This window comes from Marinobacter lacisalsi (assembly GCF_042651045.1).
Classification (GTDB): Bacteria; Pseudomonadota; Gammaproteobacteria; order Pseudomonadales; family Oleiphilaceae; genus Marinobacter; species Marinobacter lacisalsi.
Map to the genome: position 1 here is coordinate 213,927 of NZ_JBHSDI010000012.1, position 13,057 is coordinate 226,983.

Here is a 13,057-nt window from a genome sequence, read left to right on the forward strand (position 1 = left end):
CCCCTGCTATTGGCTACGTGCCTGCCCGGCGCGGGTCCACGTGGAGGTACGACCGAAAAGTGGCATACCCACGTAGCCCCGCAGTTCGAGTACATCCGGCTTTTCCAGGCTGACCTTGGCGTTATAGGTCTTGCCACTTTCCGGGTCATAGACCTTGCCGTCTTCCCAGCTTTTACCGTCACCGCCGTCCTCCAGCCCCCAGACAATCTTCAGGCCTTCAATGGGACGGTCACGCAGCTCGGGTTCCGGGTTTTCGCCGTCGGTCTTGGGATTGCCCTGGTCATCCAGAGGCTCTTCCAGCCAGACGATATGGCCACACAGATGGTTGCCGCAGGATTCCAGCTGCACCTGGGCGCTGTCGTCTTCGGTATTCCAGAGGCCACGGGGGTCTGCGTAAGCTTCGCGAACGGAAAGCACAGACAGGACAACCGCCAGCGCGGTCAGCAGGTTCAGTTTGAGTTTCATGTGGTGGATCTCATTGTTTTTGTTATACCCGATCACAACGGGCGTGGTGCCAGAATAGCTATCCACAGCCAGGAATGCCAGACCCGGTTTCACACTATCAGCAACGGGACACTAGTTACCGGAGCGTGGCCCGGACCAGGGTGTTGGTATCGGTGCCGAACCACAATGCCCGGACGTCAGGGTCGAACACCATATGACGCACGGTACCTCCACCACTGGGAATGGTAGCGGGGGTGGAGAAGGTTTCGGTCTGCGGGTCAAACCCGATCAGCCGGTTGGGGCTGGCACCGGTTTCCACGAACCAGGGCCGGTCCTGGTCATCCAGCGCCATGGCATAGGGCCGGGCATCAGCGCCGCCGGGAACAGGCCATTCCAGGATGTCGCCGGTTCCGGTGTCCAGCCGTCCCAGGAAGCCTTCGGCATAGTCCACATACCACACCATGCCATCATCGGTCATATCCAGCCGCCGTGGCCGGGCCCCGTCCCGGGGCAGGGTCACTTCGTGCAGTTTCCCTTTGGCGTCCACCGTTGCCAGTTTGTTGGTACCGAACAACGCCACCCAGGGCCGGCTTTCACTACTTACCACCAGGCCATAGGGTCGGGCCCACTCGGTCTCCACATCAAACATGCGGAAGTCGTATTGGTCCACATCCAGCCAGCCTATACGGTTGCCACCCTGCTCGGTGAAGAAGATGTCGCCGTTGGCATCAAAGCCCATGGTGTGGACATCCCTGGGGCCATCACCTTCCAGCCTGAACTTGCGGATATCGCCGCTTTCCGGATCGATCAGGCCAATGTGCTCGGCCTGATTGCCGGCATAGAAGGCGCCGCGCTCATCGGCAATGACATTATGGGGGCCCGTGCCCGGGTCCAGGCGGTAGCGTTTCAGGTCACCGGTTTCAGGGTTGAGGGTGGCCACGTAGTCGCCGGCCTGACCCACGAACCACACCGTATTGTCCTGGGGCCCAACCCACGGGTCGCGGGGGCGGCTGTTGTCCCAGGGTATTTTCCATTCCTTCAGGTCGGGTGTTGCCGGTGCAGCGGCCTGTGCCACTGGCAGTGCCAGGGCAAGCACAAGTCCGGCAAGAATCGGGGCGAAAGGCTTCATGGCAGCGCTCCTTGAACAGAGTTCCTCATTCAGGTCTCACTATAGTATGACGGTGCGGCCTCAGGACAGGACCATGGCCACCATGAAAGGGATAAAGCCCAGCGCAAACAGTGTACTGAGCAGTGCTGTGCCGGCAGCCTGCCTTGGCGCCGTATCCAGCAGAGTGGCGATCACCACGGTGTTAGCGGCAATAGGGGTGATGGAGATCAGAAAGATGGCCTGATGGACGGCGGTGTCGTAGATACCCAGCACCGTGGCATCGAGCCACCAAAGGGCAATGGCCACCAGCGGCCAGGTCACAAACTTGCCGAAGAACGCCAGCCCGGTAAACCGCAGGTTCCCCGCCAGCCCCCGGAAACTGAGGATGCCCATGCCGATAATCATCATGCCGAGGATACTGTAGGCCCCGCGCAGGTTATCAAACAGCGGCGTAAGCACCTGCGGAATACCAAGCCCTGACAGGTTCAGCACCACCGCCAGCCCGAAGGCATACACCGAAGGCAGCCGCGCCACCCTCATCAGCGCATCCCGGATGCTGTAACGACCGCGGGCCGCGAGGTAGAAGCCCAGGGAGTTTTCAAACAGGGTGGTGCCCAACATGCAGACAATGTAGAGCGCCAGCCCCTGCTCGCCGAACAGCAGCAGCGCTACTGGTATACCAAAGTAGCCGGTGTTGCCGGTACCCACTGACAGGGGAATCATACTGGCGCTGCCATCGTGCAACACCCGCCGCGCCAGCCACAGGTGGGCCAGGCCGATCAACGAGCACAGGGCAAACACCACAAACGGCAGCAGGATGACTTCCGGCGACAGCGGCGCCGCCATCACCCCGGAAAACACCACCGACGGGGTGACGATGTACAGCATGATGCCGGCAATATGACTGCCGCTGGCCTGCAGATAACGGCCGGCAATCCAGCCCAGGGCGACGGTGATATACAGGGGCAGCAGCTTGAACAACAGCGCGAGTGCGGCGGTCATGACTTCTCCTGATGAGGGAGCGCCATTGTAACCTCAGTTGCCTGGCCCGTCGTGGCCCCTTTCCGCCCTGAGTTTTTCCAGCTCCTCTTCCGCAGCCCGGCGCGCGGCCCGCTCCTTCATCAACTGAACGGTGCTGCCGGAGAGCTTGCCGTACATTTCCAGAATGGCCTTGACCATCACTGACGTGGTGCCACTGAGGGTACGGTCGGCGTCATCTGCCGCTTCTTCGATGGAATACCCGGCGCGGATGGAGAAGGTCATCAGCGCCATGCGCCGGTCCGCTTCGAGAATATGAAAGGCCAGCCACCGGGTCAGGAAGTCGAACATCTCCGCCAGGGTGCTCTCCTCGCCCCGCTGACGCCGCTCCTCATAATGGCGGACCTGCTCGAAGAAATACTCGTGGGCCTGGTGATGGTTGGCTTCCAGGCTGCTGCCACTGAAGTACTTCTTCCAGATGGCCTCTTCACAGCGGAAGTGGTAACCGGCGTAGTCCAGCAGCTCATCCACCACGTCGCCAGCGCGCAGTTCGTCCTGTTCGGCGGACAGGTGCCAGGCCAGGCGATTGAGAATTTCCACCAGCTTCTGGTGCTGCTCGTCAATCTGATCGATGCCGGTTTCGAACTGGCTCGTCCAGGGGAATAGCTGGAAGTCAGGCGAGGGGGCAGACCGTTGAGACATGGGGTCACCATCCTTCAGTGGGGCATTGAGTGTGCCGTTCGGGTAATTCGCTGGCCTACTGAGTTACCTGGATCAGCGAACTACCCGAACGGCACACTATCGCCAGAGTACATCACCACCCCCGAAACGTGCGTACTCCTCTGGAGGTAATCGGCAGGATATTTGGTAAATGACTGGCCGCCTTTGACAATCATCAAACCTTTCCCACTTCCTACTTTATACCCTAGCGCTGTAGTCGGGTTTTATAACGAAAACGGAGAGCAGACCAATGGCCGAGCGCTTTACCAAAGGCATGGCCAGGAACATTTATCTGGGGGGGAGTGCCTTCTTCGTCCTCTTGTTCCTGGCGCTGACTTTTGACACTCAGATCCGGGCAATGCCCGAACGGGATAACCGTGACCAGCTGACCGATCAGGTGGTTCGCGGCAAACACCTGTGGGAAGAGAACAACTGCGTTGGTTGTCACTCCATCATGGGCGAAGGGGCCTATTTTGCACCGGAGCTGGGCAACGTGTTCGACCGCCGTGGTGGCGGTGACAGTGAAGTCTTCCGGTCCTACCTCAACGCATGGATGAACGCCATGCCCACCAACGTCCCCGGGCGCCGGCAGATGCCGGACTTCAATCTGACCGATGAGGAGATCGACGATCTCGCGGCGTTCCTGGAGTGGACCTCCAAGATCGACGACAACGACTGGCCACCCAACATCGAAGGCTGAGGGCTCCGATATGAAATACGAATCCCAAAGGGTTGCAATGCCCTACTTTATCTTTGCCCTGATCCTGTTTGCCGGCCAGATCGTGTTCGGCCTGGTACTGGGGCTTCAGTATGTTGTGGGTGATTTCCTGTTTCCGGAGATTCCCTTCAACGTAGCGCGCATGGTTCACACCAACCTGCTGATTGTCTGGCTATTGTTCGGTTTCATGGGCGCAACCTACTACATGGTGCCGGAAGAGTCCCAGACGGAGCTGTACAGTCCGCTGCTGGCGTGGATCCTGTTCTGGGTGTTTGCCGCTGCCGGCACCCTGACCATTCTCGGTTACCTGTTCGTGGACTATGCCACCCTGGCAGACATCACCATGAACCGTTTACTGCCCACCATGGGGCGGGAGTTCCTTGAACAGCCCACCATCACCAAGATCGGCATACTGCTCGTGGTTGGCGGCTTTCTGTTCAACATTCTGATGACAGCCCTGAAAGGACGGAAAACGGTCGTCAACATTGTGCTGGTGACCGGCCTGATCGGCCTGGCTGTGCTGTGGCTGTTCTCCTTCTACAACCCCGGTAACCTGGCTACCGACAAATACTTCTGGTGGTTCGTGGTGCACCTGTGGGTGGAAGGCGTATGGGAGCTGATCATGGGCGCCATCCTCGCCTACGTACTGATCAAGCTTACCGGCGTGGACCGGGAGGTCATCGAGAAGTGGCTGTACGTGATCGTCGCCATGGCGCTGATTACCGGCATCATCGGTACCGGACACCACTTCTTCTGGATCGGGCCGCCCGAGTACTGGCTGTGGCTGGGCTCCGTGTTCTCCGCACTGGAACCGCTACCGTTCTTCATGATGGTGGTGTTCGCCTTCACCATGATCAACCGGCGCCGCCGCAACCATCCCAACAAGGCGGCGCTGCTGTGGGCCATGGGTACCACCGTGATGGCGTTCCTGGGTGCTGGCGTGTGGGGCTTCCTGCACACCCTGGCGCCGGTGAACTGGTACACCCACGGTAGCCAGATCACGGCCGCCCACGGCCACATGGCGTTCTACGGCGCCTATGTGATGATCGTACTGACCATCATTTCCTACGCGGTGCCGATCATGCGGGGCCGGCCCTATGGCAACGGCAACACCGCCCAGGTTGTGGAAATGTGGGGCTTCTGGCTGATGACCATCTCCATGGTGTTCATCACCCTGTTCCTGACCGCCGCCGGTGTACTGCAGGTGTGGCTGCAACGGATACCGGAAAGTGGCGAGGCCATGTCGTTCATGGCAGGCCAGGATCAGCTCGCCCTGTTCTACTGGATGCGGTTCGTGGCTGGTGCCTTCTTCATGGCCGGCCTGGTGGTGTACCTCGGCAGCTTCTTCATCAAGGGTCAGGCAAGCCCTGCCGAGGAAGTCCGTGGCCCGGCTACCGCCGACGCCTGATCCGCAATAACCACCGGGGCCTGCGGGCCCCGGTTTTTTTTCCTCAGATTCGGACCAACGTTGTGCATGCGCAAACCGTCAACAGCAAGGACACCCTCCAGCAGAAGCGGCTGATGACACGCAGCGCCTTCTTCGCGCTGTTCCTGCTAGCGCCTGTACTCAATATATTCCGCTACGACCTGACCGAAACCCGTTTCGTGGTGTTCGGCTTTCCCCTGTCATTCAATCTGGACCCGGCCTGGGTATCCCAGAGTTCACCGGCGGAAGTGGCCGGGCAGATCCTGTTCTGGTTCGTCCTGCCGATTCTTGTTCTGGTGCCGCTGGCACTATGGATATTCTACAAGTGGGGGCGCCTGTACTGTGGCTGGCTGTGCCCGCACTTTTCCGTGGTCGAGACTATCAACAACCTGATGACCCGGATCACAGGCCGTCCCACGCTCTGGGAGGCCCTCAGAAAAGGCAACACCGGCAAAGCCGTGCATTGGGCGGGCCTGACCCTGGTCTGCGCGCTGATTGGTTTTTCATGGGCGCTGGCCATGCTCTCTTACCTGTTACCACCCATACCCCTGTACACCGACCTGGTAACCGGGCAGCTGGGCCGCTATCCAGCCATTTTCCTGGCGGTTGCCACCGCCGTGTTCACCTTCGACTTCCTGTTTGCCCGGCACCTGTTCTGCAAATACGGTTGTGCCGTCGGGCTGGTGCAGAGCATCGCCTGGATGACCAATGGCCGTGGTCGGGTGGTCACCTTCGACGCCAGACGGGCCGCCGCCTGCCGTGACTGCACCAAAGCCTGCGACGAGGCCTGCCCCATGCGGCTGCCCACCCGCAGCCACAAGCGGGCCAAGTTCTCCTGCACCCAGTGCCTGCAATGTGTCAGCGCCTGCCGCGAGGTCCAGAAGGACAACCCGGAGGGTTCACTGCTGCACTGGGAACCCGGCACACCGGGCAGGCAGACCGTGCTGATACCAATGCGTCAGATCGACACCACACCATCCACACGCCTGAACACGGGGAGTTGATATGGAAGAGTGGGTAGGCTTCAAATGGCATGAGTACGTTACCCGCCATGCCATGGGCGAGTTCCCGGAACATGCGGTTCACCTGAAGGATGAAGCCCGCACCCTGGGCGTGCTGTTCCGGGCCCTCGGGGGCGACCCGGCCCTGAGCCTGGTGGTGGCCGAACCCCGCCACTTCCGCACCCGTCGCCGTTTCCTGCAGAAACTGGCGGGCACCCACAAGAAGTTCGAACTGGCCTGGCGGGACGAACAGAGCCTTCGACTGCCGGACCGGCTGGCGCTGTTCCCCTCGCAACAGCTCAACCGCGACCTGTACCTGTGGCTGGCCGCCCTCGCCGCCCAGGGCGAATGCACGGAAGACGACTGGCTGACCGGCAACCAGGCCATGGTACAGACCCTTCTGGCCCGGTGGCCGGGGCTGGAGCCTGTCTACCAGCGCCTGGTCCGGCACACCCTGCAATGGCGCCCGGATTCGACCACTTTGCCAGAAGCCGAAGGCAACCGTGAAAAGGCCATCCGCCAGGCGCTGATCCACCCGGGCAGTGTGGATTCACTGCCGGCGGCGGACTCCGACCCCTGGCCGGTGATCCTCTGGCTCTACCCCACCATGACCCCGGGCAAGGTGACCGGCCAGATCATCGGCGATGACAACATGAGCTCAAAGCCAGGGGGGCTGGAGAAGAAGCGCAAGCGCCGCCGGGCCGAACGGGTGGATGCCTTCGACAAGGACCAGGGGCTGATGCTGTTCCGCCTGGAAAGCCTGTTCTCCTGGAGCGAGTTCATTCCCGTGGACCGGGCGGGCGACGACACCGAAGAGGACGATGCCGACGCGGTGGCGGACGACATGGATATGATCTCGGTGTCCAGCGACCGCCGTGAGTCATCTTCCGCCATCAAGTTCGACCTGGACCTGCCCTCGGAGGAGAACGATGATCTCCACCTGGGCCCAGGCATACATCTGCCGGAATGGGACTGGCGCAGCCAGGACTACCGGGACAACTACTGCTGCCTGCAACCCATGCTGAGCAAGGAGTCCGTGCCCTCCCCCCTGCCGGATCACCTGTCCCGGTCCGCCATGCGCCTGCGCCGCCAGTTCAGCGCCCTGAAGCCCTTGCGCCATTGGGAACGCCGGCAGACCGAAGGGGAAGAGCTGGACCTGGACGCGTGTATGGAGCGGGAAGTCCAGCATCGCCGGGGTATCGGCGAAATTGACCAGAAACTGTTCCGCCGCTGCAAACAGAACCAGCGGGACCTGGCCTGCCTGATCCTGACGGACATCTCCATGTCCACGGACACCTACATCAACAACAGCCAACGGGTAATCGACATTGCCCGGGATGGGCTGCAACTGCTGAGCGAGGCCCTGCAGGCCAGCCGCGATCCCTTCGCCCTGTTCGCGTTCTCATCCCGCCGTCGCGACCATGTACGCTTTCACCATATCAAGGCGTTCGACGAGCCCTATAACGATGTCAGCCGGGGCCGCATCCAGGCCTTGGAGCCGGGTTACTACACCCGCATGGGCGCCGCCATCCGCCAGGCCGCCCGGCTGCTACAGGGGCGTCACGAGCACCAGAAGATCCTGCTGCTGCTCACCGACGGCAAGCCCAACGACCTGGACCTGTACGAAGGCCGGTACGGCGTGGAAGACACCCGCATGGCGGTGCAGGAAGCCCACAAGGCCGGCCTGACGCCGTTCTGTGTCACCATTGACGACGACGCCAGCGAGTACCTGCCCTACGTGTTCGGCAGCAATAACTTCGTGGTGATCAAGGATCCGGTCCAGTTGCCTCTGCAGCTGCCCAAGCTCTACATGAACCTGACCCGCTGAGCCGTATGGAAAACGCCCCATCCGACAACCGGCACCTGCCCGGCGACCTGGCCGTCTGGTTCTTTATCTTTGCGGAACTGGCGGTGTTCGGCATCTTCTTCATCGGCTTCGGCATCGCCCGCAGCCTTGATCCGGACACTTTTGCCGCCGGGCGGACCGCGCTGCACCCCTGGACCGGCCTGATCAACACCGTGGGCCTGATCACCGCCAGTTACCTGGTGGCCGTTGCCGTGCACCGCCTGCGTCACCGCCAGCCCCGGGTGGCCCTGCTGCTCTGGGGAGCCATTGCGGCGTCCTCCATCTATACCTTCGGCAAACTCTGGGAGTACGTGGAGCTGTACAGCAGCGGCTACAACCTGGGTACAGACACCTTCTTCATGTTCTATTTCTTCCTCACCTTCTTCCATTTCATGCACGTGGTGCTTGGCCAGATCATCCTGGTGGTACTGGCGGTGAAGGTGAAAAACGGCGACTACAACGGTGACGACATGAACGGCATGGAATCCGGAGCATCCTACTGGCACATGGTGGATCTGGTGTGGCTGGTGCTGTTCCCGATGCTCTACGTTCTGGCCTGAGGGGGGTTACTGATGCTCGCTGTCTATCTGGTTCTTCTGGCATGCACCATGGCGCCGGTGATCGCTCTGCAATTGGGAGCCGACGCGTCGATTCTGGTCTGGATGGTATTCATCCTGGTCCTCATCAAGGCCACTCTGCTGGTGGATCACTTTATGGAAATGAAAGATGCCCCGAGAGGCTGGCGACTGGCTACCCAGGGCTGGGCTGTGGTTGTCATTGCGGCGTTGGCCGGAGTTCGTAGTTTGTTATAGGGTGTCTGGCCCTCAGGGGCCATCGTCGCGGCGGCGACCCCCAAGTTCAAAGGGAGGGGCCGGGTAGGCCTTTCCGGAACTGTGCGGAGCCATGGATGGCGGAGCCCAAGCAACACAAGGGTGAGGCCGAGCGCTTATGAAGCGAAGCTTCATGCGACAGCCTCACGACCGCAATCTGCGATTGCGGGCCGGACCCCGCAGGGGTGCCGGAAGGAGCGTGTTCCGGAAAGGCCTACCCGGCCGCGCCCTCCTCCACAAATATTAATACTTAAACCAACGGCGCGGACTTAAACAAACCGTCGCGGAAAGTAAGGCGGCTTCTCCCCAATAGCCTGGGCCAACGCAATCATCCCCCACAAAACGAAGCTGGTATGCAACACGATGGCCCACACAATGGCGCCGGTCCAGAAGTTGCCGGTATGGCCGAAGGCCAGCCAGAATGCCCCAACGCCGCCGAAGATCAGCACCGCACCGATGATCGACATATAGAACGTCGCCCGGGCATGCATTCGCCGCAGCTCCGGCATGTCGGCAGAGTGCAGATAGAGCCACAGCAGCACCGCAAACCCGATGACCGGCAGGGCCAGCAGGTTGAGCAGGTACCAGATCACCGGTACCACGGCCCCGCTACTGGCTTTGCTCTGGCCTTCCGAATACGGCATACACCACCTCCATAAGAGCGTTCACGGTTGCTTCGTCGTCGGACAGGGGCTCGATCATTCCGGCCCGGCAGGCCCGGGCCACCGGCACTCCCGCCTTGATCAGGTGGGCGGTATGGATCAGCAGGCGCGTTGACGCCGCTTCTTCCAGATCGTGGTCCTTCAGGTTGCGGACCGACTGGGCAAGGCTCACCAGTTGTGCGGCGAGGTCCCGGTTACACCCGGACTCCTCCATCACGATGGTCTGCTCCATATCCGCTTGCGGGTAGTCAAAGCTCAGGGACACAAAGCGCTGGCGGGTACTGGGCTTCATACCCTTGAGCAGGCTCTGATACCCGGGGTTATAGGACACCACCAGCATGAAACCCGGCGCCGCCGTCAGCACCTCACCCGTGCGCTCAATGGGCAGCTCCCGGCGATCGTCCGCCAGCGGGTGCAACACCACGGTGGTGTCCTTGCGGGCTTCCACCACTTCATCAAGATAGCAGATACCACCTTCGCGCACGGCTCTGGTCAGAGGGCCGTCCTGCCAGTAGGTACCCTCGGGGCCGATCAGGTGGCGGCCCACCAGATCGGCCGCCGTGAGGTCGTCGTGACAGGCGACAGTATAGACCGGCCGATCCAGCTGCTCTGCCATGTAGCGGACGAATCGGGTCTTGCCGCAGCCTGTGGGGCCCTTGATGAGCACGGGCAGGCCGTTGTCGGCTGCCGTGCGGAACAGTTCAACCTCATGGCCAACCGGTTGGTAGAACGTCATTGGCTACTATCCTCTGAATTCTGACTGTCGTGCCGGGCGAACCCGGCAACCCATTCGGGAAAGGCCGCAAAGGCCTGGCGATCATCGTCGCGTTGCCGCCGGGCCAGCGCCTGCTCGCAGGCGGCAACAGCATTGTTCCAGCCGGCACGGCGATACCACCCGCCCGCTATGACCGGCTCGCCTGACCAGGTGACCACCAGCCCGTTCTTGTCCAGGAACGGCTCAACGAAGCCAAGCTCCGAGACCGCTGCGTGAGTGTTGTTATGGAGAAGCAACCCCAGTGCCGAGCTGTAGTCACCCGCCTCATAAAACCGTCCGGAATCGGGCAATACGCCCTCGCGCCGGAGTGCCGCCAGGGGTAACTCGGAGCCCAGCGGGTCATGACCGGCCACGGTTGCAAGGTCACGATTTTCCAAGTCCGCCAGCCCCCGGACGCCGGCGGTCCGACGTGTTATCCAGGCCGGTTGCGGAAGCCTGCCACCAGCATTGACTGCCACCAGTACCGGTGTTTCACCGGCACCGGGAATACCAGCACGGAACACCAGCGCCAGAGCCGGGTCATCGGTGGTGAAGCGGATGTCGGCCAGACACCCCTGGGTATCCAGATACTTTTCCAGGCGGCGACGCGCCACTTCTGAAACCCGGCCGTCGGGCTCGATACCGATCAGAAAGGCCGGCTCCCCGGCATGCGCCGATCCCCCGAAGAGGCCGATTGAGGCCCCTGCCAGCAACGCTGCCGCAATGCAGCGCCGGAACTCAGAGCCCAAGCGAATGAGCCCGGCTGGTAAAGAAGATGCCACTGGGCTTTTCGGCACTGAATGACGCCACCGGCTCAAGGGTGCGGGTGTCATACACCGTCACCCGGTTACTGTCCCGGGCGGAAATCCAGACCCTTTCGCCCCTGGGGGTGAACTCCATGTGCAGTACTGCCTTGCCCGGTTCCAGGGTACGGATGATCTCCCGGGTGCGGGCATCAATGACCTGTACCACATCGTTCCTGGGGTGGGCAAAACTCACCCAGATCTGGCGATTATCGGGGCTGGCCATGACGAACACCGGCTGGCCCTGCACCGGGATGCGCTCCATCAGGGACCAGTCATTCATATCCGCCACCAGCACCTGGTGATGCCCCACCGCCGGCACGAAGGCGCGGCCGCCGGCAATTGCCCAGCCTTCCAGGTGGGGCATCTTGTAGACTGGCAGCTGTTGTTCCCCCTTGCCATAACCCGGCAGGATGTCGATGGCCCCGGCTTCCGGCTGCCAGAGGTCCAGCATGCTCAGGCCATCCTCACCGAACAGTCCGGCAATGTAGAAGCGGCCATCTGGTGTGATCAGGGCATCGTAGGGCGCCTTACCAGCGTCGTATCGGGTCACGTCCGGGGTATCGCCAGCCACGTCGAGTGTCCATATTTCGTTAGCATCGAACAGGCTGAAGACAAACCGGTTGCCCGGGGCATCCACCAGCCCCACGGTCTTGGATCGTGCAGTCTCCCCCTGCGCATTGGTGTAGGTGGCGGGTACATCGGCCACCAGTTCCAGGGTCTCGCTGTCGAAGACCTTCACGCCGCCAGGCTCATAGTTGGACACGGCCACATAACGGCCATCCTGGGAAATGGCGCCGCCAATGCTGTTGCCGGACTGGATGACCCGATCCTCGATGGACCGGGTCAGCAGGTCCACTTTGGTCAGCCCACCGTCACGCCCGAAAACATAGCCATAACGGCCGTCCCGCGAATACACCACAGAGGCATGGGAGAGGTCACCAAGGCCTTCTATGCGACCCAGCACGCTGTTGCCGGTGGTTTCCACCACCAGCACAGAACCCGTGGCCCGCTCTATCACCAGCCCCAGGTCGCCGGTGCCACGCAGCTCACTGACGGTGGCAGGGCTCTGGCAACCATTCAGGCCCAGCAGCACCAGAAGCATAACCACCAGCATTGCTGTTCTCTGTCTCATGAACCCTCCCGTTTCATTCGTCCTGTCCTGACATCAGGGCACCGGATTTGAGTCGTTCACTGATCCAGTGGATTTCCGGCTCGCTGAGCAATGCCTTCCAGGGCGGCATGGCGGTGCCCGGCACCCCCTCCCGGATCAATGCGGCGATGGCTCCCACCGACATCTGCGCCAGGTCATCAGGGCGCAGTGAAGGCCCCAGGCCACCCCGGAGCGTCATGCCATGGCAGGAGCCACAGTCCTGCAACACCAGGTTCCTCAGCTCCGCGTCATCAACCTTATCATCGCTAACAGCGGATACAGGGATCGTCACCAGCACGAACACCAGCAAACGGCAGCAACAGGCTTTAACACGGGGTATCAACGCAGTCATTGGCCACTCCCGGGGCATCAGACCTCCATCGTGAAGTCCGGGCCGGGGGCCAGCCTTGATATCCGTTAATTCACGTCGCCAGAGAGCCGGAATCTTTCGGCATACTCCCGGTGAGGTAGGTTGCAGCACATTTTTTGTACATCTGACATTGATCAATGTTCCAGCACCAAAAGAGGCGAAACCTAGAGGGACTCTGCACAACAAGGAGAGACCCTGATGAGAGTAACCAACCTGTTTTTCACACCACTGGCACTTGCCGTGG

At 61.3% G+C, this 13,057-nt stretch carries 15 protein-coding genes; 6 read left to right on the top strand and 9 right to left on the bottom strand.

What is annotated here, in order from left to right; translation table 11 throughout:
- Window positions 1-6: 6 nt before the first annotated feature.
- The 4 genes from ACFOZ5_RS09480 to ACFOZ5_RS09495 form a co-directional block, all read right to left on the bottom strand.
- A complete protein-coding gene (locus ACFOZ5_RS09480; protein ID WP_379886804.1) occupies window positions 7-465 on the bottom strand; it encodes a DUF2147 domain-containing protein in 459 nt (152 codons plus the stop codon).
- A gap of 115 nt (window positions 466-580) precedes the next feature.
- Window positions 581-1,573: a Vgb family protein gene (locus ACFOZ5_RS09485; protein WP_379886805.1), complete on the bottom strand. Its 993-nt coding sequence runs from the start codon at window positions 1,571-1,573 to the stop codon at window positions 581-583.
- Between the two features lie 60 nt (window positions 1,574-1,633).
- On the bottom strand, window positions 1,634-2,554 hold the full coding sequence (locus ACFOZ5_RS09490) for an AEC family transporter (protein ID WP_379886806.1): 921 nt from the start codon (window positions 2,552-2,554) through the stop codon (window positions 1,634-1,636).
- A gap of 33 nt (window positions 2,555-2,587) precedes the next feature.
- Window positions 2,588-3,232, bottom strand: coding sequence for a bacteriohemerythrin (locus ACFOZ5_RS09495; protein ID WP_379886807.1), 645 nt, complete (start codon window positions 3,230-3,232; stop codon window positions 2,588-2,590).
- Window positions 3,233-3,500: 268 nt separating this feature from the next.
- Here ACFOZ5_RS09495 and ACFOZ5_RS09500 point away from each other — a divergent pair, with 268 nt between their 5' ends.
- The 6 genes from ACFOZ5_RS09500 to ACFOZ5_RS09525 all read left to right on the top strand — a co-directional run bounded on the left by ACFOZ5_RS09500 (window position 3,501) and on the right by ACFOZ5_RS09525 (window position 9,053).
- A complete protein-coding gene (locus ACFOZ5_RS09500) occupies window positions 3,501-3,950 on the top strand; it encodes a c-type cytochrome (RefSeq protein ID WP_379886808.1) in 450 nt (149 codons plus the stop codon).
- A gap of 10 nt (window positions 3,951-3,960) precedes the next feature.
- Entirely contained in the window at window positions 3,961-5,376 is a 1,416-nt protein-coding gene (locus ACFOZ5_RS09505; protein ID WP_379886809.1) for a cbb3-type cytochrome c oxidase subunit I, read from the top strand.
- Between the two features lie 62 nt (window positions 5,377-5,438).
- The gene (locus ACFOZ5_RS09510; RefSeq protein ID WP_379886810.1) at window positions 5,439-6,398 is read left to right on the top strand and encodes a 4Fe-4S binding protein; all 960 of its coding nucleotides are present in this window, start codon (window positions 5,439-5,441) and stop codon (window positions 6,396-6,398) included.
- Between the two features lies 1 nt (window position 6,399).
- Window positions 6,400-8,223, top strand: a complete 1,824-nt coding sequence (locus ACFOZ5_RS09515) for a nitric oxide reductase activation protein NorD (RefSeq protein WP_379886811.1) — start codon at window positions 6,400-6,402, stop codon at window positions 8,221-8,223.
- 5 nt (window positions 8,224-8,228) lie between these two features.
- Entirely contained in the window at window positions 8,229-8,801 is a 573-nt protein-coding gene (locus tag ACFOZ5_RS09520) for a cytochrome c oxidase subunit 3 (RefSeq protein ID WP_379886812.1), read from the top strand.
- Window positions 8,802-8,813: 12 nt separating this feature from the next.
- Window positions 8,814-9,053 carry a cytochrome C oxidase subunit IV family protein gene (locus ACFOZ5_RS09525; protein ID WP_379886813.1) on the top strand — a complete coding sequence of 80 codons (240 nt, stop codon included), beginning with the start codon at window positions 8,814-8,816 and terminating at the stop codon, window positions 9,051-9,053.
- Between the two features lie 287 nt (window positions 9,054-9,340).
- On the opposite strand, the gene ACFOZ5_RS09530 is transcribed toward ACFOZ5_RS09525, so the two are convergent.
- From ACFOZ5_RS09530 to ACFOZ5_RS09550, 5 genes are read right to left on the bottom strand one after another with little or no spacing between them, the layout of a single operon-like run.
- Window positions 9,341-9,715: a hypothetical protein gene (locus ACFOZ5_RS09530; protein ID WP_379886814.1), complete on the bottom strand. Its 375-nt coding sequence runs from the start codon at window positions 9,713-9,715 to the stop codon at window positions 9,341-9,343.
- Window positions 9,681-10,469: a CbbQ/NirQ/NorQ/GpvN family protein gene (locus tag ACFOZ5_RS09535; protein ID WP_379886815.1), complete on the bottom strand. Its 789-nt coding sequence runs from the start codon at window positions 10,467-10,469 to the stop codon at window positions 9,681-9,683. Before ACFOZ5_RS09535 ends, ACFOZ5_RS09530 begins: the two co-directional genes overlap by 35 nt.
- Window positions 10,466-11,236, bottom strand: a complete 771-nt coding sequence (locus ACFOZ5_RS09540; RefSeq protein ID WP_379886816.1) for a PhnD/SsuA/transferrin family substrate-binding protein — start codon at window positions 11,234-11,236, stop codon at window positions 10,466-10,468. The genes ACFOZ5_RS09535 and ACFOZ5_RS09540 overlap by 4 nt, the downstream gene beginning before the upstream one ends.
- Window positions 11,226-12,425, bottom strand: a complete 1,200-nt coding sequence (locus tag ACFOZ5_RS09545; RefSeq protein ID WP_379886817.1) for a cytochrome D1 domain-containing protein — start codon at window positions 12,423-12,425, stop codon at window positions 11,226-11,228. The genes ACFOZ5_RS09540 and ACFOZ5_RS09545 overlap by 11 nt, the downstream gene beginning before the upstream one ends.
- Window positions 12,426-12,438: 13 nt before the next feature.
- Complete coding sequence (locus tag ACFOZ5_RS09550) at window positions 12,439-12,795, bottom strand: c-type cytochrome (RefSeq protein ID WP_379886818.1); 357 nt, start codon at window positions 12,793-12,795, stop codon at window positions 12,439-12,441.
- Between the last annotated feature and the right edge of the window lie 262 nt (window positions 12,796-13,057).